Below are 19277 nucleotides of genomic sequence, written 5' to 3'. Positions count from 1 at the left end.
GCCGAGCACACCTCCCTGGCCCCAGCACGACGACGATTTCAACCGCGGCTCAATGGCACAGCTCGCAGACTTCGGCATTGGGCGCCAGGTTGAAGAAGTCGTCCATCGACATATGCACCAGGTTCTCGTGGTCGCCGGCCTCCAGGTAGACGTCCGCCAGGCGCGCCAGTTGCGGGTCGATCAGCATGTCCAGGCCGTACAGCGCGCCGAGCGCCGGCACCGCGCCGCGCTGGCAGTCCTTGAACAGGCCGACCAGGTTCTGCTCACCGCTGAGCTGCCAGCGCTGGCTGCCCTTGCGCACCTTGTCCAGGTCGAGCTTGCGGTTGGCCGGCAGCACGGCCATCAGGTAGTGGCCGCGGCGGTCGTCGAGGATCACCGGCTTGGCCATGCGCGCGGCAGGAATGTGCGCCTTGCGCGCCGCCTCCAGGCTGGTGGCCGAGGGCTCGTGCTCGATCAGTTTGTAGTCGCAATGCGCCCGCTGCAGATGGCGCTCCAGGGTTTCGGCCATACGCATGATCCACCTCCTCGGTCGCCGCGGCGACGCTTGGTTGACTGGCCCTGGAAAAAGTCTAGCCAGGGCGGCAGGCAGGCGAAGGTGCGGTTGCTGCTATGACCAGACGGCGATAGCAGCAAAGGTACTAACGCCGCCTATAATCGCCGCTTTGCCGGAGCCGCCCATGTCCGCCCTGCTCGACGCCTGGCGCCACGCCCCGACCCAGCGCCGGGTCTGGGCCCTGGCCGCGCCGATGATTCTCTCCAACCTGTCGGTGCCGCTGGTGGCGCTGGTCGACAGCGCCGTGGTCGGTCACCTGCCGCACGCCCACCAACTGGCGGCGGTGGCGGTGGGCGGCAGCCTCTACACCCTGCTGACCTGGGCCATGGGCTTTCTGCGCATGGGTAGCACCGGCTTCGCCGCTCAGGCCGCCGGCCGCGGCGACGGCGGCGCGCTGCGCCAGGTGCTGCTGCAGGGCCTGCTGCTCGGCGTGCTGCTGGCGCTGCTACTGGCCGTGCTGGCGATCCCCTTCAGCGGCGCCGCGCTGGGTCTGATGCGGCCATCGGCGGCACTCGACGCGCTGGCCCGCGAGTATTTCCAGATCCGCCTGTTCGGCCTGCCGGCCGCGCTGGCGAGCTACGCCCTGGTCGGCTGGTTGCTGGGCACGCAGAACGCGCGCGGGCCGCTGGCGATTCTGCTCACCGCCAACCTGCTCAACGTGGCCCTGGACCTGTGGTTCGTGCTCGGCCTGCAGTGGGGCGTGGCCGGCGCGGCCTGGGCCTCGGTGATCGCTGAATGGAGCGCCGCGCTGCTCGGCCTGTGGCTGGCGCGCCGCGCCCTGACGCGCTACCCCGGGCAGCTCGAGCGCGCGGCGCTGAAGCGCTGGAGTAGCTGGCGACCGCTGCTGGCGGTCAACCGCGACATCTTCATCCGCACCCTGGCGCTGCAGCTGGTGTTCTTCCTGATCACCGTGCAGGGCACCCGCCTGGGCGACGCCACGGTGGCGGCCAATGCCCTGCTGCTCAACGGCCTGCTACTCACCGCCCACGCCCTCGACGGCCTGGCCCATGCGGTCGAGGCGCTGTGCGGCCATGCCCTCGGCGCCCGCGACCGCGCCGCGCTGCGCCGCTCGCTGCTGGTAGCCGGGGCCTGGTCGCTGCTGGCCAGCCTCGGTTTCGCCCTGTTCTTCCTGTTCGGCGGGCACTGGTTCATCGGCCTGCAGACCGATATCGCCGCGGTGCGCGACACCGCGCTGCAGTACCTGCCCTACCTGGCGCTACTGCCGTTGCTGGCGGTATGGAGCTACCTGCTCGACGGCCTGTTTATCGGCGCGACCCGGGCGCGGGAGATGCGCGACGCCATGCTGATCGCCCTGGCGCTGGCCCTGCCGCTGGGCTGGGCGCTGCAGGGGCTGGGCAACCATGGCCTGTGGCTGGCCTTTCTCGCCTTCATGGCGCTGCGCAGTCTGGTGCTGGGTGGCTATGCTTGGCAGCTGTCGCGGCGCGACCTGTGGTTCGCCCCAGCCAGCCGCTGATCCGCCCCCGCCCGCCCGCAGCAAGGAGCCCCCATGGCCGCGCTCGTCGCCTACCTGCATTTTCTATCGATCTTCGCCCTGTTCGCCCTGCTCAGCGTCGAACACGTGCTGTTCAAGACACCGCTGGATCTGCGCCGCGCGCGCAGCCTGGTGATCACCGACCTGGCCTATGGCATCTGCGCCGGGCTGGTGCTTGTCACCGGCATCGCCCGGGTGCTGTGGTACGGCAAGGGTTGGCAGTACTACCTGCACAACGGGGTGTTCCACGCCAAGGTGGGGCTGTTCATCCTGGTCGCCCTGCTGTCGATCCTGCCCACCTTCGTCTTTCTCAACTGGCGTCACGCGCTCAAGGCCGGCCAGGTGCCGGAGCCGAGCGCCCGGCAGGTCGCCCTGGTGACCTGGAGCATCCGCATCGAGCTGCTGCTGTTGCTGGTGATGCCGCTGCTGGCGGCGCTGATGGCGCGGGGGTATGGGATAAGCGGCTGAGTCCTCGTCTCGGTGCGCACGGCGCACCCTACAGTAGGGTGTGCCGCGCGCTCCAAGGGCCTCAGGACGCCAGGTAGGACGAACGGGTCAGCCCCAGGCGCAGGGCGTCGAGGAACTGGGTGCGTTCACGCGGGCTGATCTTGGCGCTGGCCACCTTGTCGCGGTAGTGGGTCATCAGCTCCTCGGGCGACAGGTGCACGTAGCGCAGCATGTCCTCGATGGTGTCGTGGGTCTCGATGCCGGCGTGGTACACGCTGCCGTCGGCGCTCTGGTAGATGTTCACCGAGTCGGTGTCGCCGAACAGGTTGTGCATGTCGCCGAGGATTTCCTGGTAGGCGCCGACCAGGAAGATGCCCAGCACATAGTCCTCGCCCTCGCGCACTTCGTGTACTGGCAGGCTGGTCTCGATCGACTGCTCGTCGACGTACTGGTTGATCTTGCCGTCCGAGTCGCAGGTCAGATCCTGCAGCACGGCGCGGCGCAGCGGCTCCTCGTCCAGGCGCAGCAGCGGCATGATCGGCAGGATCTGGCCGATCGCCCAGGTGTCCGGCAGGCTCTGGAACACCGAGAAGTTGCAGATGTACTTGTCCGCCAGCTTGTCGTTGAGCTCGTCGAGCACCTGGCGGTGCGAGCGCTGGCGCGCCTTGAGCTGGTTGTACAGGCGCCGGCAGATGGCGAAGTAGCACTGCTCGGCGAGCGCCTTCTGCGGCAGGTCGAGCTTGCCCGCCGAGTACTGCGCGGCCACCTCGCTGATGTAGTGGGTGGCGCGCCAGTAGGTCTCGGCGACCATTTCCGGGTCGCTGTCGCCGAGCAACTCGATCAGCACCTGCAGCACTTCCGGCTGCTCGATGTCGGCATCGATCTGCGGCACCGCGTCGTTGTGCTTCTCCACATCGGTAACCTGCACCAGCAGCACCGCGTGGTGCGCGGTCATGGCTCGGCCGCTCTCGGAGAAGATGTGCGGATGGGGGATGTCCTGGCGGTCGCAGAACTCCTTGAGCATGTCGACCACGGCGTCGGCGTAGTCTTCCATGTCGTAGTTGATCGAGCTCGCGTTGCGCGAGTGGGTACCGTCGTAGTCCACGCCGAGGCCGCCGCCGACGTCGATATGGTCGACCGGCAGGCCGAGGGCGCGCAGCTCGCCGTAGTAGCGGATGGCCTCGCGGAAGCCCTTGCGGTAGTCGGCGATATTGGCGATCTGCGAACCCATGTGGAAATGCAGCAGGCGGATGCCCTGGTCCAGCCCGGCGGCCTTGAAGCGCTCGACCACCTGCAGGATCTGCGCCGCGGACAGACCGAACTTGGACTTCTCGCCGCCGGTGTCGGCCCACTTGCTTGATGCCAGCGAGGACAGGCGCACGCGCAGGCCGATCTGCGGCGCGACCTTCAGCTCGGCCGCCTCCTCGATCACCAGGCGCACCTCGGATTCCTTCTCGATGACGATGAACACGTTGTGGCCGAGCTTCTGCCCCATCAGCGCCAGGCGGATGAACTCGCGGTCCTTGTAGCCGTTGCAGACGATGGTGCCGCCCTTCGGCGCCAGCGCCAGCACCGCCAGCAGCTCGGGCTTGGAACCGGCCTCCAGGCCGATGGAGACATTCTGCGTGGCGATGATGTTCTCCACCACAGCCTCCTGCTGGTTGACCTTGATCGGGTACAGCGCGGTGTAGCGGTTCTGGTACTCGAGCCGGGCGATGCTGGCGTCGAAGGCGCCGGTCAGGCGGCGCACGCGATCCTGCAGGATGTCCGGGAAACGCACCAGCAGCGGCAGCGACAGGCCGCTCTGGCGCAGCTCGTCGACCTGGTCGTAGAGATCAATGGGCTGGCTCTGCGGGCCGTTGGGACGCACCTCGACGCGGCCGGCGTCGTTGATCGAAAAATAACCGGCGCCCCAGTGGCGAATGCCATAGACACTGCGGCTATCGGCCACCGTCCACTGGCTGCCATCGTCTTTGCGTGTGCGTCGTGCGGACATCGAGTCCTCCCATGGGAATGAGCCTGGCCTTCACGGGTGGCCAGCCTGGAAATTAAGGGTGCAGGATGACGTTTGCTCGGCGGTTGACCGCACGAACACTCGATCAGTTTAGAAAAGCGCGGCTCAGCCGCCGGACTTCTTCGCGGCGAAGCCGCGTTTGCTCAGTTCCGCCAGGAGCAGTTCGACGTGATCGCCCTGGATCTCGATCACTCCGTCCTTCAGCGCACCGCCGGTGCCGCAGCGCTTCTTCAGCGCGCTGGCGAGCTCCTTGAGCGGCTCCTCGGCCAGCGGCACGCCGCTCACCGTGGTCACCGTCTTGCCGCCGCGGCCCTTGGTTTCGCGGCGCACTCGAGCGATGCCGTCGCCCTCGGGGATGCGGTTCTGTTTGCAGATGCAGGCGTCCACCGGTTGGCCGCAGTCCGGGCAATGCCGACCGCCATCGGTGGAGTAGACGAGACCGCCGAGGGCGGCAAATGACGAAGCTTTCTTGACCACCGGCTTGTCCTCGTAGGGGTCAGGATAGCGATTGGCCGACGCGCGTCGACCGCGAAGCCCCACTCAGGCAGGGGCAGCGCAGGCGGACAGGCGTCCGCCGAAAAGGCCGCGCAGTTTACCGGCAAAGGCGGCGCCTGCTAAGTACGGATTTGCGTCATCCTGCGGCACTTTGGCGACGCCGTTCGCCATCGTGCACGGCGCGCTCGGAATCCGCGACGCCGTAGGGTGTCGCGGGGCCGCCCAGGCCGTGCGCACCAAGGCCCCGCATCCGAGGTAAAGGCGGAGCGCACAGCGCATCCTAAGAACGTACCGCCAGGTATCGCTCCAGCGCCGCCAGCGAATCCGGGCAATACGGCAGGCGGCGGGTTTCCTCCAGCGCCTGCTCGACCCGGATGAAGCGCGCCTCCAGCACCTCCTCCGGCTGCAGCACCAGCGGCGCGTCGGACACCGCCGAATAGGCCCTGCACCACAAGCGGCTCTCCGGCGCGTCGTAGAGAAAATGCGCGTGCTCGACCAGTTCGGCATCGACTATGCCCAGCTCCTCGGCCAGTTCGCGCTCGGCGGACTCGGCATAGCTCTCGCCCTCAAGCACCATGCCGCCAGCCGCCACGTCCCAGTAGCCGGGGTACAGCGCCTTGCTCAGGGTGCGCCGGTGCACGCAGAGCAGGCCGGCCGAGTTGAACAGCAGGATATAGCTGCCGCGGCCGATCAGCCGCCGCTCGCGCAGCTCGGCGCGCGACACGCCGCCCTGCGGCCGGTCATCCTCGTCGACCCAGGCGACGCGCTCGGCATCGGAGGCGGCGCGATGCGCCGCTTCCGCCTCGGAGAAGGCCATGCCTCAGCCCTGGCTCAGCAGCTGACGCAGGTCGATGATCGCCGCGTTGGCCCGCGAGATGTAGTTGGCCATCACCAGCGAATGGTTGGCCAGCAGGCCATAGCCGCTGCCGTTGAGGATCATCGGGCTCCACAGGGTTTCCTGCGCCGCCTCCAGCTCGCGGACGATCTGCCGCACGCTGACCGTGGCGTTCTTCTTCGCCAGCACGTCGGCGAAGTCGACTTCGATGGCGCGCAGCAGGTGGGCCAGCGCCCAGGCCTGGCCACGCGCCTCGTAGAACACGTTGTCGATCTGCAGCCAGGGCGTCTCGTACACCCCGCCTTCGACTTCCTCGAGGCCGGACTCCGGCGGCAGCACCTCGGTGTTCAGGCGCACCTGGCCGACGCTGGCGGACAGCCGCTGCGACAGCGAGCCCAGGCGGGTGCCGGCATCGCCCAGCCAGTTGTTGAGGTTGTCGGCACGGCTATAGAACTGCGCGTTCTGCTTGCTCGGGTCGGCCAGGCGCGCCAGGTAGCGGTCCAGCGCCTTGATCCCCTCGCGATACTCGGCCTCCGAGGCCGGCAGCGCCCAGCTCTTGTTGTCGAAGTGAAAACGCGGCTCGGCCTTGGCCAGATCCGGGTCCTCGGTGGATTGCGACTGCGAGCGGGCGAAGTCCTTGCGCAGGGCGCGGGAGAAATCGCGCACCTGCACCAGCACGCCGTATTCCCAGCTCGGCATGTTGTCCAGCCACAGACCAGGCGGCGCCAGGTCGTTGGCCAGGTAGCCGCCCGGCTTGTCCAGCAGGGTGCCGGCCACCTGCTTGAGCGTCTCCACCGTGGTGTAGCCGGCGGTCATCTGCCGCTTGCTCTGCTCCGCCGCCGCTTGCGCGTGGCGCTGTACCTGGAAAGCCGCCGGCTCCTGACTCCAGTACCAGCCGACCACCAGTGCCAGCAGCAGGTAGACGCCGAGCAGGCCGCCGATGGCGCGGCCGACCAGGCTGGCGCCGCTGCGCTCGCCCCTGCGCTTGGTGTCGGTGCCCTCGGGGGAGCTCGCCGCACGATTCTTCCAGTCCAGCATGACAGTGTCCTTCCTCAAGCGAATTCGAAAGTTCGACCGCGCAGCCGACAAGGCGTTGCGATCCGCTTCGCACTATAAGGCAAGCACAGAACGAAGCGCAGGGAGCATGAACAAACTTACCGCCGGTAGCGGGGCGACGCGGAACACCTACCTCGATGTCGCCTATTCGACAGAAAGAACGATGCCATTTGACCGGCGGCACAGTCGGCCACATCAGCAAGTGATAGCATCGAGCCACTACCGATCCAACCATGGAAGCCGGCCCATGAGCGAACACCCGGACCCGAGTCGCGACCGTCTCAAGCATCACTTCGCCCAGCGCGTGATCCACCAGGCGCGCCAGGTGCTGGAGGTCTGGCAACGGCTGCAGCGCAGCGAATGGAGCGACGCCGGCATGACCGAGCTGAGCGAGGCCAACCTGCGCCTGCTGCGCTACGCGGAACGCTTCGAGCAAACCGAGCACGCGCAACTGGCGCACGGCATCGCGGCCAGCCTGGACGAGGTCCGCGACAATCGCGGTCGCCTCAACAGCGCGCTGATCGCCCGTCTCAACCTGATCATGCAGCGCCTGTCGCGCACCGGCCTGCGCCACGGCGACGCCTTCGAGCAGACCTTCCTGCCGCCGCTGCGCAAGCCGGTCTACCTGGCCCTGCAGGACAGCGCCCGCGCCGAGCGCCTGGCCCAGCAGCTGGAGTTCTTCGGCCTGAGCGCACAGCCCCTGGAAAACGCCGCGGCGTTTCGCGCGGCCATCGCCGAGCGGCACCCGGCGGCCATCGTCATGGACGTGGATTTCGCCGGAGCCGGCCTGGAGCTGGCCGAATCGGTGCAGCAGGGGCTGGAACAGAAGATTCCCCTGCTGTTCTTCAGCCACCGCGATACCGACACCCCGACCCGCCTGGCCGCGGTGCGCGCCGGTGGCCAGGAGTTCTTCACCGGCTCGCTGGACGCCTCCAGCCTGCTCGAACGCATCGAGGTGCTGACCCATGTCGCCCAGTACGATCCCTATCGGGTGCTGATCATCGACGACTCCAAGGCCCAGGCCACCCACACCGAACGCGTGCTCAACAGCGCAGGGATCATCGCCCATACCCTGACCGAGCCGATCCGGGCGCTGGATACGCTGGCCGAGTTCCAGCCCGACCTGATCATCCTCGACATGTACATGCCCGAGTGCAACGGCACCGAACTGGCCAAGGTGATCCGCCACAACGACCGCTACGTCAGCGTGCCGATCATCTACCTGTCGGCCGAGGACGACCTGGACAAGCAGCTCGATGCCATGAGCGAGGGCGGCGACGACTTCCTCACCAAGCCGATCAAGCCGCGCCACCTGATCGCCACCGTGCGCAACCGCGCCGCCCGCGCGCGCAACCTCAAGGCGCGCATGGTGCGCGACAGCCTCACCGGCCTGTACAACCACACCCACACCCTGCAGCTGCTCGAGGACGCCTGTTTCCGCGCGCGCCGCGACGACCAGCCGCTGGCCTTCGCCATGCTCGACATCGACCACTTCAAGAAGGTCAACGACCGCTATGGCCACCCCATGGGCGACCGGGTGATCAAGAGCCTGGCGCTCTTCCTCAAGCAGCGCCTGCGCAAGACCGACCACATCGGCCGATATGGCGGCGAGGAATTCGCCGTGGTGCTGCCCGATACCGACGAACAGTCGGCGCTCAGGCTGCTGGAGGACATCCGCCAGCGTTTCGCCGAGATCCACTACCCGGCGCAGCCGCAGGACCTGTCCTGCACCTTCAGTTGCGGCATCGCCATGCTCCAGCCGGGCCTGGATGGCAACGCCCTGTCCAAGCAGGCCGACGAGGCGCTGTACAAGGCCAAGCACGCCGGACGCAACCGGGTAGAGCCGTATCGCGGCGACACCGGCGTCTAGGCTGTCGCCGGCCGCCCAGACCGCGAGACACCCGCTCATCGGCGATGCGCATGGCGGCGAGGCAGCGCGCCAGCCGGCGAAACGTGATGCAGCGCACGCCGTCACAAGGCTGTAACCAAACCGCAATAGGCTCGCGCGCATCGTTCAGCCGTCGATCGAGCCCGCCATGCGCCTCAAGCTGCTCACCAATCTCAACACCCTGTTGCTGGTCACCGTATGCGTCGCCCTGGCGGCGACCCTGTGGTGGTCGCAACGGGCACTGCAGCAGCCGTTCCAGCTGATGCAGCGCTACCTGGCGCTGTCCCAGCAGTTCCAGCAGGGCGTGGCCGACAATATCCAGGCCTATCTGGACGGCGGCGATGCCCTGCGCCACAGCGCGGCGGACCAGGCCATCGTCGGCCTGGAGCAGGCGCTTGGCGAGTTGCCGGCGCAGCTGGCCGAGGAACTGCGCCCGAGCCTGGAACAGCTGCGCGCCTTCAGCGGCGGCGAGCTGCTCGCCGCCGGCAAGCTGGCCGGCGACCCGCAGGGCCTGCTGCTGCAAGCCGAGCGCGAGATGGGTGGCGCGCTGGAACAACTGGCGCAGTACGCCGATTCGGCCGACGGCCCGGCGGCGAACGAATATCGACGCCCGCTGTTCGATGCCAGCCAGCACCTGGCCCGGCTGGGCCAGGTGCGCGGCCGCTTCGTCGCCCTCGGCCGCGACGAGCTGCTGAGCGATATCGACCGCGAACTCAAGGCGCTCGACGAACAGGCCGGGCGCCTCGACGGCCTGCCGCTGCTCGGCGTGGCCCAGGCCGACGACTCGGCCAGCGCCGGCTTCGCCGCCCTGCTCGGCCTGGCCAACGATACCAACACCAGCCACGTGGAAGATCGCGGCATCGCCCTCAAGCGCGATTTCGCCGCGCTGGTCCGCCGCTACCCGGCCGAGCTGCAGCGCACCCGCGAGCTGGTCGAGCAGCGCCAGCAACTGGCCGCCGCCACCCGTGCGCGCATCGACCAGCTGCAGCAAGCGCTGGCCGCCCTGGAGCCGCAGGTCAGGGCCGAGTATGCGCGCATCCAGGGCGACGTGCGGTTGATCCAGGGCCTGATGATCGGCCTGATCCTGCTGATCGCGCTGCTCATAGACCGCATCCAGCGCCGCCTGACCCGCGTGCTCGGCCAACTGGTACCGGCGTTGTCGAACTGGGCGCATGGCGACTTCGCCGCGCCCATCAGCATCGACTCGCGCATCCGCGAGCTGCGCAATATCGAGGACTCGCTCAACCACCTGCGCCGCTACCTGGTGGAACTGGTCGCCAGCATCCGCGGCCACGCCGAGCAGGTCGCCGGCTCCAGCCGCACCCTGGCCGAGCTGAGCGGCGGACTGCACGCCGGCGCCGAGCGCCAGGCCGGCGATACCGCGCTGATCCGCGACGCCCTCGGCGAGCTGGAGGCGACCATCGGCCAGGTGGCGCACGACGCCAGCCAGAGCGCCGAGGCCGGCCGCGCCGCCGACCGTGCCCTGGAACAGGGCCAGCGGGTCATCGGCCAGAGCCTGCAGGGCCTGCATGCACTGGTCGGTGAGGTGCAGGACAATGCCCAGGCCATCGAGCGCCTGGCCGAGGAGACCGCTACCATCGACAGCGTGCTGACGGTGATTCGCGGCATCGCCGAGCAGACCAACCTGCTCGCGCTCAACGCCGCCATCGAGGCGGCGCGCGCCGGCGAGGCCGGGCGCGGCTTCGCCGTGGTCGCCGACGAGGTGCGCTCGTTGTCACAGCGCACCGGCAGCGCCACCGCCGAGATCCAGGAACTGATCGGCCGCCTGCAGCAGGCCGCGCGGCAGTCGGTGAGCGCCATGCGCGCCCAGGTCGAGCATGCCGAGGTCACCGCTGGACAGGCCGAGGCAGCCGACGGCGCGCTCGATGAGATAGTCGCGGCGATCCGCACCATCGCCAGCATGGCCGAGCGCATCGCCGACGCCACCGCCCAGCAGAGCCTCGCCGTCGGCGAGATCCGCGAACATGGCGAACGCATCCACCAGCTCGGCGGCGACAACCTGCAGCGCATCGGCCAGGGCCGCGCCCAGGGCGAGCAGCTCTTGCATCTCGGCGGCCAGCTGCACAGCGCGGTGCAGCTGTTTCGCGTGTAGCCTGGAGCCGTTAACCCGGATGCACTCCGGGAGCAGGCGCCGTCATTTTCCGCATACCACCAGGAAAACTGAAGCCAGGGGCGCCCGGCCCTTGCTGCGGTCCGGCGCCCCGCATCCGCTGTTGCAAGGCATCGCCGGCAAGCCGGCTCCTACGCAGCTGATGCAGCGCCACCTTGCCGCCCCCGGCAATATCCGCTGACAGCCTGCGCCACCCGGTCGCCTGGGGCCTGAGCGCCAACTTGGGTATGATGGCCGGCGAGTCCGTCGTGCGAGTCCACCATGCGCCGTCTGCTGCCCCTGCTTCTATTGCTGCTGATCCTTCCGGCCAGCGCCGGCCTGTTCGATCAACGCCCCGCCGCCGCGCCGCTTGGCGAAGCGCTGAACAACAGCGGCGACTTCCTGCCGGTACGCGAGGCCTTCAAGCTGAGCCTGGTCGGCAGCGACGCCGAAGCCGTGACCCTGCGCTTCGTCGCCGCCGAGGGCTATTACCTCTACCGCCACCGCTTCAATTTCGCCGTCGAGCCGGCCGACCTCGCGCTCGGCGAGGCCCAGCTGCCGCCGGGTCAAGCCAAGCACGACGAGTATTTCGGCGATGTCGAGGTGTACTACGGCGTGCTGGATATCCGCCTGCCGCTGGCCAACCCGGACGAGCGCCCGCTGCGCCTGCAGGTGGGCTACCAGGGCTGCGCCGACAAGGGCCTGTGCTATCCGCCGGAAACCGAATTCATCGAGATCGGCGTTATGCCGGCCGCTGCCTCAGCGGATGCGCCCTCAGGTTCCACGGCGCAAGGCTGGAGCTGGAAGGAACTGGCGCTGTTCTTTCTCGGCGGCCTGGCGCTGACCTTCACCCCCTGCGTGCTGCCGATGCTGCCAATCCTCTCCGGCGTGGTGCTGCGCGGCCAGCTCGGCGGCCTGCGCAGCCTGACCCTGTCGCTGGCCTACGTGCTGCCGATGGCCGCCTGCTTCGCCCTGCTCGGCACCCTGATGGGCCTGTTCGGCGCCGGCCTCAACCTGCAGGCGCGGCTGCAGTCGGCCTGGGTGCTGGTGCCCTTCGCCGCCTTCTTCGCGCTGTTCGCCCTGGCCATGTTCGGCCTGTTCGAACTGCGCCTGCCGCGCTTGATCAGCGAACCGCTGGATCGCCTGGCGAGCAAGACCCATGGCGGCTCGCATCTCAACGCCGCGCTGCTCGGCGTGCTCTCCAGCCTGCTGGTCAGCCCCTGCGTCTCGGCGCCGCTGGCCGGCGCCCTGCTCTACATCAGCGCCAGCGGCGACGCCCTCGGCGGCGCGCTCAAGCTGCTCGCCCTGGGGCTAGGCATGGGCACCCCCCTGGTGCTGTTCGCCGTCGGCGGCGGCGCCCTGCTGCCGAAAAGCGGCACCTGGATGGTCACGGTGCGCAACGCCTTCGGCGTGCTGCTGCTGGCGGTCTCGGTGTGGCTGCTCGAACGGGTGCTGCCCGGCAGCCTCAGCCTGGCGCTGTGGGGCCTGCTGGCCGGCGGCGTGGCGGTATTTCTCGGCGCCCTGGAGTTCGGCCCCAAGACGCACCGGCAGAAACTCGGCCAGATCGCCGGCCTGGTCCTGCTGGTCTATGCCCTGGCCGCCTGGGTAGGCGCCCTGCAGGGCGCGAGCGACCCGCTCAAGCCACTCGGCCAGTTGCAGGCCGGCGCCGGCGCGGCAGGCAGCAAGAGCGGCGCCTGGCAGACCCTGACCACCCCGGCCGAGCTGGACGCCGCACTGGCCGAAGCCAGGGCCGCCGGCCAGCCGCTGCTGCTGGACTGGTACGCCGACTGGTGCATCAGCTGCAAGGTGATCGAACGCGAGGTGTTCGGCTCGGTCGAAGTCGGCAGCCGGCTCGACGGCTGGCGCCTGATCCGCTTCGACATCACCGCGAGCACTGCAGCACAGCGCGCCCTGCTCGACCGTTACCAGCTGTTCGGCCCGCCGGCGATCCAGCTGTTCTCCGGCAACGGTGACGAATGGCTCGATCTGCGTGTCGTAGGTGAGGTCGATGCCGCCAGCTTCGCCGAACGCCTGGATCGGGCCGGCCGCTGAGAAAGCGCCTGGCAAAGACCGAATTCGCCACTACAGTCATATTTTTGCCGCAAACGCCGGGCATCGTGTCGACTATTGCCGACATCGGGCCAGCTACGGCATAGTCCGGCGCAGCTCGAACAACAAGGAACACGACCATGGCCACCCTACTGGTGCTGCACGGCCCCAATCTCAACCTGCTGGGCACCCGCGAGCCCGACAAATACGGCGCCACCACCCTGGCCGAGATCAACCAGGACCTGGAGCGCCGCGCCCGCGACGCCGGCCATCACCTGATGCACCTGCAGAGCAACGCCGAGTACGAGCTGATCGAGCGCATTCATGCGGCGAAAGGCGAAGGTGTCGACTTTATCCTGATCAATCCCGCCGCTTTTACCCATACCAGCGTCGCATTACGTGACGCGTTGCTGGCGGTGAGCATCCCATTCATCGAAGTGCATCTGTCCAACGTGCACAAACGTGAACCTTTCCGCCATCACTCCTACTTCTCCGACGTTGCGGTGGGGGTGATCTGCGGCCTTGGCGCCAGCGGTTACCGGCTGGCCCTGGAGGCCGCGCTAGAACAACTTGTTGAAACTAAACGATCCTGACCTCACCGGGAGTGGAACCGCTATGGATATCCGTAAAGTCAAGAAACTGATCGAGCTGCTGGAAGAATCCGGTATCGACGAGCTGGAGATCAAAGAGGGCGAAGAGTCGGTACGCATCAGCCGCCACAGCAAGCAGCCGGCCTACGCCGCTCAGCCGATGTACGCCCAGGCCCCGGCTCCGGTTGCCGCCCCCGCCGCTGCCGCTCCTGCCGCCGAAGCCGCTCCGGCTGCCGCCGCCGCGCCCAAGCTGAACGGCGCCGTGGCCCGCTCGCCGATGGTCGGCACCTTCTACCGCGCCGCCTCGCCGACCTCGGCCAACTTCGTCGAAGTCGGTCAGACCGTGAAGAAGGGCGACATCCTGTGCATCGTCGAAGCGATGAAGATGATGAACCACATCGAGGCCGAAGCCAGCGGCGTGATCGAGTCCATCCTGGTGGAAAACGGCCAGCCGGTTGAGTACGACCAGCCCCTGTTCACCATCGTTTGATGCACGGGGAGCCTGCAATGCAGAAGCTGGAAAAAGTCCTGATCGCCAACCGTGGCGAAATCGCCCTGCGCATCCTGCGCGCCTGCAAGGAGCTGGGCATCAAGACCGTGGCCGTGCACTCCACCGCCGACCGTGAACTGATGCACCTGGGCCTGGCCGACGAGTCCGTCTGCATTGGTCCGGCGCCCGGCGCAAAGTCCTACCTGAACATCCCGGCGATCATCAGCGCCGCTGAACTCACCGGCGCCAACGGTATCCACCCGGGCTACGGCTTCCTTGCCGAGAACGCCGACTTCGCCGAACAGGTGGAGAACTCCGGCTTCGCCTTCATCGGCCCGAAAGCCGACACCATCCGTCTGATGGGCGACAAGGTCTCGGCCAAGAACGCCATGATCAAGTCCGGCGTACCGGTGGTTCCCGGCTCCGACGGCCCGCTGCCGGAAGACGAGGAAGAAGCCCTGCGCATCGCCCGTGAAGTGGGCTACCCGGTGATCATCAAGGCCGCCGGCGGCGGTGGTGGTCGCGGCATGCGCGTGGTGCACCAGGAAGAAGACCTGATCAAGTCGGCCAAGCTGACCCGCACCGAAGCCGGTGCTGCGTTCGGCAACCCGATGGTCTATCTGGAAAAGTTCCTCGGCAACCCGCGCCACGTCGAGGTGCAGGTGCTGTCCGACGGCCAGGGCAACGCCATTCACCTGTACGACCGCGACTGCTCGCTGCAGCGCCGTCACCAGAAGGTGATCGAAGAAGCTCCGGCCCCGCTGATCGACGAAAAGGCCCGCGCCGAAGTGCTCAAGCGCTGCGTCGATGCCTGCATCGAGATCGGCTACCGTGGCGCCGGCACCTTCGAGTTCCTCTACGAAGACGGTCGTTTCTACTTCATCGAGATGAACACCCGTGTTCAGGTGGAGCACCCGGTCACCGAGATGGTCACCGGCATCGACATCGTCAAGGAGATGCTCAGCATCGCCGCTGGCAACCCGCTGTCGATCAAGCAGGAGGACGTGAAGATTCTCGGTCACTCGGTCGAGTGCCGGATCAACGCCGAGGATCCGGACAACTTCATGCCCAGCCCCGGCAAGGTCAAGCATTTCCATGCTCCGGGCGGCAATGGCGTGCGCGTCGATTCGCACCTGTACAGCGGCTACAGCGTGCCACCGCACTACGACTCGCTGATCGGCAAGCTGATCACCTTCGGCAAGGACCGTGACGAGGCCATGGCGCGCATGCGCAACGCCCTCGACGAGATCGTGGTCGACGGCATCAAGACCAACGTGCCGCTGCACCGCGACCTGACCCGCGACAAGGGTTTCGTCAAAGGTGGCGTGAATATCCATTACCTGGAAAAGAAACTGGGTATGGACAAGCACTGAGCTTCGGCATGGTGCACAAGACAAGGGCTGCCATCTGGCGGCCCTTGTCGTTTCCGGCCGGCAGCCGAACTGGCAGCCCGGCCATCCGTTCAAGTAAGCTGCGCGGCCAAACGCCCCGCCGCATCGCTCATGAGGTTGCCCATGCCCTGGTTACAAGTCCGTCTCGCCATCACCCCGGAGCAGGCAGAAACCTTCGAGGATGCCCTGCTGGAAGTTGGCGCCGTATCGGTAACCTTCATGGACGCCGAAGATCAGCCGATCTTCGAGCCGGATCTGGGCACCACCCCGCTGTGGTCGCACACCCACCTGCTCGCCCTGTTCGAGGCCGACACCGACGAAACCGCGCTGCTCGCCCATCTGCAGCTGCTGTATGGCGGCGCGCTGCCCGAGCACCACGTCGAACGGATCGAGGACCAGGACTGGGAGCGCAGCTGGATGGATGGTTTCCAGCCCATGCGTTTCGGCCAGCGCCTGTGGATAGTGCCGAGCTGGCACGCGGCACCGGAGCCGGAGGCGGTCAACCTGCTGCTCGATCCGGGCCTGGCCTTCGGCACCGGCACCCACCCGACCACCGCGCTGTGCCTGGAGTGGCTGGACGGCCAGGACCTGCAAGGCTGCAACGTGCTGGATTTCGGCTGCGGCTCGGGCATCCTCGCCATCGCCGCGCTGCTGCTCGGCGCACCGCAGGCGGTCGGTACCGATATCGACCCCCAGGCGCTGGAAGCCTCGCGCGACAATGCCGGCCGCAACGGCATCGACCCGGCGCGTTTTCCCGTCTACCTGCCCGCCGACCTGCCGCAGCAGCCGGCCGAGGTGGTGGTGGCCAATATCCTTGCCGGCCCGCTGGTGTCGCTGGCACCGCAGATCACCGCGCTGGTCAAGCCGGGCGGGCGTCTGGCGCTGTCGGGCATCCTCGCCGAGCAGGCCGAGGAAGTCCGCGCCGCCTATGCAGGGGCCTTCGACCTCGATCCCACGGCGGAAAAGGACGGCTGGGTCCGTATCAGCGGCGTCAAGCGCTGACCCCTGGCCATTGCGTTAGACTAACCGCCTCGATTTACCGGACCCGCGCATGAGCGAAAGCCACGTCACCCAGTGCCCCCATTGCCGCACCAGTTTCCGCGTCAGCCAGGCGCAGCTGGCTGCTGCCCATGGCGCCGTGCGCTGCGGGGCCTGCCTGCACGTGTTCAACGCCGCCGAGCAGCTGTTCGGGTCGCGCATGGCGGCGCCCACGCCGCCTCCCGCCAGCGAGACGCCGCCGGCGGCGAGCAGCGCCAAGCCGACGCCGGCCAAGCCTGCCGACGACACCCTGTGGATTCACGACGACCTCGACCTGGACGACCTCGACCTGGACGAAGAGCTGGCCAAGCTCGAGCAGCAGGAACAACAGCTGTCGCAGCAGTTTCTCGCCCTCGAACGCGCGCCGCGCGAGGCCGACAACTTCACCCGCAGCGAGCCGCCGGCAGCCGACGAGCCGCATGACGAGGCCTGGGCCGAAGCGCTGCTGCACGACGAACCGGCCAAGCGCGCAGGCACCGAACCGCACCCCGCAGCCGAGGACAGCGCAGCTCCCTCCGGCGCCGCGGACGCCCCCGAGCGCAATGCCCCGCCGACGCCCCCCGCCGAACCTTTCGACGAGCCACTGGAGCCGCGGCTGGGCAATCTGGAACAGCGACCGGACGACGCGGACGCAGCGCCCGCCGAGCGCGCCGAGGCCAGCAACGCGCGCAGCGAACCGAGGCTGCGCAACGAACGGCTGTTCGAGCTGGACGACGAACCGCTGCAGCTGGACTGGCGCCAGCCCCGGTCGCGCCCCTGGGGCCGCTGGCTCGCCTGGAGCCTGCTCAACCTGCTGGCCGCCGGCGGCCTGCTGGGGCAGTACGTCGCCTACAATTTCGACGAGCTGGCGCGCCAGGATCGTTACCGCCCCTGGTTCGAGCAACTCTGCCCGAACATAGGCTGCACGCTGCCGTCGAAGGTCGATATCAGCCAGATCCGCAGCAGCAACCTGGTGGTGCGCAGCCATCCGGAGTTCTCCGGGGCGCTGATCGTCGACGCCATCCTGTACAACCGTGCCCCCTTCGCCCAACCCTTCCCACTGCTGGAGATGCGTTTCGCCGACCTCGGCGGGCAACTGGTGGCCAGTCGCCGCTTCAAGCCCAGCGAATATCTCGCCGGCGAGCTGGCCGGGCAGAGCGAGATGCCGCCGCAGACGCCGATCCATGTCTCCCTGGACATCCTCGACCCGGGCACCCGTGCAGTGAACTACAGTCTCAGCTTCCACTCGCCGGAATAGCCTGCAGGCGGCGCGACAACTGGCCGCAGGCCGCCTATCGAACTCTTGGCGATAAGCCCATAGCTGTTCAGAATTTGTTCAAAACAGCCTTTATCCGGTCATGCAGAGCGGGTATCATGCCCACCCTTTCGCGAGCACAGGCCCACCATTGTTTCCCCCTGCGGAAACCGTGGAGGACAGCTGTTGATCGCCCCATTGTCTCAACTGCGAACCAACAAGCAGGGACGCCCAATGTCGGCCCCACGTATCGGCCCCTACACATTGCCCAATCGGTTGATCCTGGCCCCCATGGCCGGCGTCACCGATCGCCCGTTCCGCCAGCTGTGCCGCCGCCTCGGCGCCGGCCTGGTGGTGTCGGAGATGGTTACCAGCGATGTGCGCCTGTGGAACAGCCGCAAATCCAGCCTGCGCCTGCTGCATGCCGGCGATCCCGAGCCGCGCTCGGTGCAGATCGCCGGCGGCGATCCGCAGATGCTCGCCGAAGCGGCGCGCAAGAACGTCGAGCTCGGCGCGCAGATCATCGACATCAACATGGGCTGCCCGGCCAAGAAGGTCTGCAACAAGGCCGCCGGCTCCGCCCTGCTGCGCGACGAGCCGCTGGTACGCGAGATTCTTGCGGCGGTGGTCGGCGCGGTGGACGTGCCGGTGACACTGAAGATCCGCACCGGCTGGGATCGCGCGAACAAGAACGGCATCACCGTGGCGAAGATCGCCGAAGATGCCGGCATCGCCGCACTGGCCGTGCATGGCCGCACCCGCGCCGACCTCTACACCGGAAACGCCGAATACGACACCATCGCCGCGATCAAGCAGGCGGTATCGATTCCGGTGTTCGCCAACGGCGACATCGACTCCCCCCAGAAGGCCAAGGCCGTACTCGACGCCACCGGCGCCGACGCCTTGCTGATCGGTCGCGCCGCCCAGGGCCGGCCGTGGATTTTCCGTGAAATCGAGCATTACCTGGGTACCGGCGAGCTACTCCCAGCGCCGGGTCTGCTCGAGGTGGAACGCATCCTGCTGGAACACTTGGCCGCACTGCACGCCTTCTACGGCGATTTGATGGGCACGCGCATCGCCCGCAAGCATGTCGGCTGGTATCTCGCAACCCTGCCGGGCGCCAGGGAGTTTCGCGCCCAGTTCAACCGTCTGGACAGTACGGACGCACAGTGCGCCCACGTTCGCGCGTTTTTCCGCGAACGGCACAACGATGGAAACGAGGTGGCCGCATGACGTTGATGACAGAGACCTTAGTGAGTGGAACCGCACCCGTGAGTGACAACACCAGCCTTAAACAGCACCTGAGCACGCCGAGCGACGAGGGCCAGACCCTGCGTGGCGCCGTGGAAAAGGCGCTGCACAACTATTTCGCCCATCTCGAGGGCGCGGACGTCACCGATGTGTACAACCTGGTGCTCACCGAAGTGGAAGCACCGCTGCTGGAAACCGTCATGAATTACGTGAAAGGTAACCAGACCAAGGCCTCCGAGCTGCTTGGCCTGAACCGCGGCACCCTGCGCAAGAAGCTCAAGCAGTACGACCTGCTGTAAGCCAATCCCCGGAAAAGGGCGGCCTAGTGCCGCCTTTTTCACTGT

The 19277-nt window shown here is 67.6% G+C and carries 17 protein-coding genes; 12 read left to right on the top strand and 5 right to left on the bottom strand.

What is annotated here, in order from left to right:
* Positions 1 to 49: 49 nt before the first annotated feature.
* Positions 50 to 514: an aminoacyl-tRNA deacylase gene (locus tag ACUTAF_RS01160; protein ID WP_445578248.1), complete on the bottom strand. Its 465-nt coding sequence runs from the start codon at positions 512 to 514 to the stop codon at positions 50 to 52.
* 163 nt (positions 515 to 677) lie between these two features.
* Here ACUTAF_RS01160 and ACUTAF_RS01155 point away from each other — a divergent pair, with 163 nt between their 5' ends.
* Both ACUTAF_RS01155 and ACUTAF_RS01150 read left to right on the top strand, forming a co-directional pair.
* The gene (locus ACUTAF_RS01155) at positions 678 to 2027 is read left to right on the top strand and encodes an MATE family efflux transporter (protein ID WP_445578247.1); all 1350 of its coding nucleotides are present in this window, start codon (positions 678 to 680) and stop codon (positions 2025 to 2027) included.
* A gap of 33 nt (positions 2028 to 2060) precedes the next feature.
* The gene (locus ACUTAF_RS01150; RefSeq protein WP_445578246.1) at positions 2061 to 2513 is read left to right on the top strand and encodes a DUF2214 family protein; all 453 of its coding nucleotides are present in this window, start codon (positions 2061 to 2063) and stop codon (positions 2511 to 2513) included.
* A 61-nt stretch (positions 2514 to 2574) separates the two neighbouring features.
* Here the strand turns inward: ACUTAF_RS01150 and speA are convergent, their stop codons facing one another.
* The 4 genes from speA to ACUTAF_RS01130 all read right to left on the bottom strand — a co-directional run bounded on the left by speA (position 2575) and on the right by ACUTAF_RS01130 (position 6874).
* Complete coding sequence (gene speA / locus ACUTAF_RS01145; RefSeq protein ID WP_445578245.1) at positions 2575 to 4488, bottom strand: arginine decarboxylase; 1914 nt, start codon at positions 4486 to 4488, stop codon at positions 2575 to 2577.
* A 123-nt stretch (positions 4489 to 4611) separates the two neighbouring features.
* Positions 4612 to 4983 carry a translation initiation factor Sui1 gene (locus ACUTAF_RS01140; RefSeq protein WP_445578244.1) on the bottom strand — a complete coding sequence of 124 codons (372 nt, stop codon included), beginning with the start codon at positions 4981 to 4983 and terminating at the stop codon, positions 4612 to 4614.
* A gap of 298 nt (positions 4984 to 5281) precedes the next feature.
* Entirely contained in the window at positions 5282 to 5818 is a 537-nt protein-coding gene (locus tag ACUTAF_RS01135; protein ID WP_445578243.1) for an NUDIX hydrolase, read from the bottom strand.
* A 3-nt stretch (positions 5819 to 5821) separates the two neighbouring features.
* Positions 5822 to 6874, bottom strand: coding sequence for a DUF2333 family protein (locus tag ACUTAF_RS01130; RefSeq protein ID WP_445578242.1), 1053 nt, complete (start codon positions 6872 to 6874; stop codon positions 5822 to 5824).
* Between the two features lie 265 nt (positions 6875 to 7139).
* Here ACUTAF_RS01130 and ACUTAF_RS01125 point away from each other — a divergent pair, with 265 nt between their 5' ends.
* The 10 genes from ACUTAF_RS01125 (at position 7140) to fis (ending at position 19232) form a co-directional block, all read left to right on the top strand.
* Complete coding sequence (locus ACUTAF_RS01125; protein WP_445578241.1) at positions 7140 to 8762, top strand: diguanylate cyclase; 1623 nt, start codon at positions 7140 to 7142, stop codon at positions 8760 to 8762.
* A gap of 166 nt (positions 8763 to 8928) precedes the next feature.
* Positions 8929 to 10893 (top strand): methyl-accepting chemotaxis protein, encoded by a 1965-nt coding sequence (locus ACUTAF_RS01120; protein ID WP_445578240.1) that lies wholly within the window; start codon positions 8929 to 8931, stop codon positions 10891 to 10893.
* Positions 10894 to 11172: 279 nt separating this feature from the next.
* On the top strand, positions 11173 to 12942 hold the full coding sequence (gene dsbD / locus ACUTAF_RS01115) for a protein-disulfide reductase DsbD (RefSeq protein ID WP_445578239.1): 1770 nt from the start codon (positions 11173 to 11175) through the stop codon (positions 12940 to 12942).
* A 137-nt stretch (positions 12943 to 13079) separates the two neighbouring features.
* A complete protein-coding gene (gene aroQ / locus ACUTAF_RS01110; RefSeq protein ID WP_445578238.1) occupies positions 13080 to 13532 on the top strand; it encodes a type II 3-dehydroquinate dehydratase in 453 nt (150 codons plus the stop codon).
* Positions 13533 to 13554: 22 nt separating this feature from the next.
* Positions 13555 to 14019, top strand: coding sequence for an acetyl-CoA carboxylase biotin carboxyl carrier protein (gene accB / locus ACUTAF_RS01105; RefSeq protein ID WP_445578237.1), 465 nt, complete (start codon positions 13555 to 13557; stop codon positions 14017 to 14019).
* 17 nt (positions 14020 to 14036) lie between these two features.
* Positions 14037 to 15392 carry an acetyl-CoA carboxylase biotin carboxylase subunit gene (gene accC / locus ACUTAF_RS01100; RefSeq protein WP_445578236.1) on the top strand — a complete coding sequence of 452 codons (1356 nt, stop codon included), beginning with the start codon at positions 14037 to 14039 and terminating at the stop codon, positions 15390 to 15392.
* A gap of 141 nt (positions 15393 to 15533) precedes the next feature.
* On the top strand, positions 15534 to 16412 hold the full coding sequence (gene prmA, locus ACUTAF_RS01095) for a 50S ribosomal protein L11 methyltransferase (RefSeq protein ID WP_445578235.1): 879 nt from the start codon (positions 15534 to 15536) through the stop codon (positions 16410 to 16412).
* 49 nt (positions 16413 to 16461) lie between these two features.
* Positions 16462 to 17685 carry a DUF3426 domain-containing protein gene (locus ACUTAF_RS01090; RefSeq protein WP_445578234.1) on the top strand — a complete coding sequence of 408 codons (1224 nt, stop codon included), beginning with the start codon at positions 16462 to 16464 and terminating at the stop codon, positions 17683 to 17685.
* A gap of 231 nt (positions 17686 to 17916) precedes the next feature.
* A complete protein-coding gene (dusB, locus tag ACUTAF_RS01085) occupies positions 17917 to 18915 on the top strand; it encodes a tRNA dihydrouridine synthase DusB (RefSeq protein ID WP_445578233.1) in 999 nt (332 codons plus the stop codon).
* Positions 18912 to 19232 (top strand): DNA-binding transcriptional regulator Fis, encoded by a 321-nt coding sequence (gene fis / locus ACUTAF_RS01080; protein ID WP_031302786.1) that lies wholly within the window; start codon positions 18912 to 18914, stop codon positions 19230 to 19232. The genes dusB and fis overlap by 4 nt, the downstream gene beginning before the upstream one ends.
* Positions 19233 to 19277: the final 45 nt, after the last annotated feature.

The sequence above is a fragment of the Pseudomonas sp. SP16.1 genome (assembly GCF_052682975.1).
Note: the sequence above shows the minus strand (reverse complement) of the source record. Positions and strands in the feature narration are given on the sequence as shown.

Coding starts and splice junctions, on each gene's coding strand:
- aroQ (WP_445578238.1), top strand. CDS start 13,080: ATGGCCACCCTACTGGTGCTGCACGGCCCCAATCTCAACCTGCTGGGC.
- ACUTAF_RS01155 (WP_445578247.1), top strand. CDS start 678: ATGTCCGCCCTGCTCGACGCCTGGCGCCACGCCCCGACCCAGCGCCGG.
- ACUTAF_RS01160 (WP_445578248.1), bottom strand. CDS start 514: ATGCGTATGGCCGAAACCCTGGAGCGCCATCTGCAGCGGGCGCATTGC.
- accB (WP_445578237.1), top strand. CDS start 13,555: ATGGATATCCGTAAAGTCAAGAAACTGATCGAGCTGCTGGAAGAATCC.
- dsbD (WP_445578239.1), top strand. CDS start 11,173: ATGCGCCGTCTGCTGCCCCTGCTTCTATTGCTGCTGATCCTTCCGGCC.
- ACUTAF_RS01125 (WP_445578241.1), top strand. CDS start 7,140: ATGAGCGAACACCCGGACCCGAGTCGCGACCGTCTCAAGCATCACTTC.
- ACUTAF_RS01135 (WP_445578243.1), bottom strand. CDS start 5,818: ATGGCCTTCTCCGAGGCGGAAGCGGCGCATCGCGCCGCCTCCGATGCC.
- dusB (WP_445578233.1), top strand. CDS start 17,917: ATGTCGGCCCCACGTATCGGCCCCTACACATTGCCCAATCGGTTGATC.
- prmA (WP_445578235.1), top strand. CDS start 15,534: ATGCCCTGGTTACAAGTCCGTCTCGCCATCACCCCGGAGCAGGCAGAA.
- ACUTAF_RS01130 (WP_445578242.1), bottom strand. CDS start 6,874: ATGCTGGACTGGAAGAATCGTGCGGCGAGCTCCCCCGAGGGCACCGAC.
- accC (WP_445578236.1), top strand. CDS start 14,037: ATGCAGAAGCTGGAAAAAGTCCTGATCGCCAACCGTGGCGAAATCGCC.
- ACUTAF_RS01090 (WP_445578234.1), top strand. CDS start 16,462: ATGAGCGAAAGCCACGTCACCCAGTGCCCCCATTGCCGCACCAGTTTC.
- ACUTAF_RS01120 (WP_445578240.1), top strand. CDS start 8,929: ATGCGCCTCAAGCTGCTCACCAATCTCAACACCCTGTTGCTGGTCACC.
- speA (WP_445578245.1), bottom strand. CDS start 4,488: ATGTCCGCACGACGCACACGCAAAGACGATGGCAGCCAGTGGACGGTG.
- fis (WP_031302786.1), top strand. CDS start 18,912: ATGACGTTGATGACAGAGACCTTAGTGAGTGGAACCGCACCCGTGAGT.
- ACUTAF_RS01150 (WP_445578246.1), top strand. CDS start 2,061: ATGGCCGCGCTCGTCGCCTACCTGCATTTTCTATCGATCTTCGCCCTG.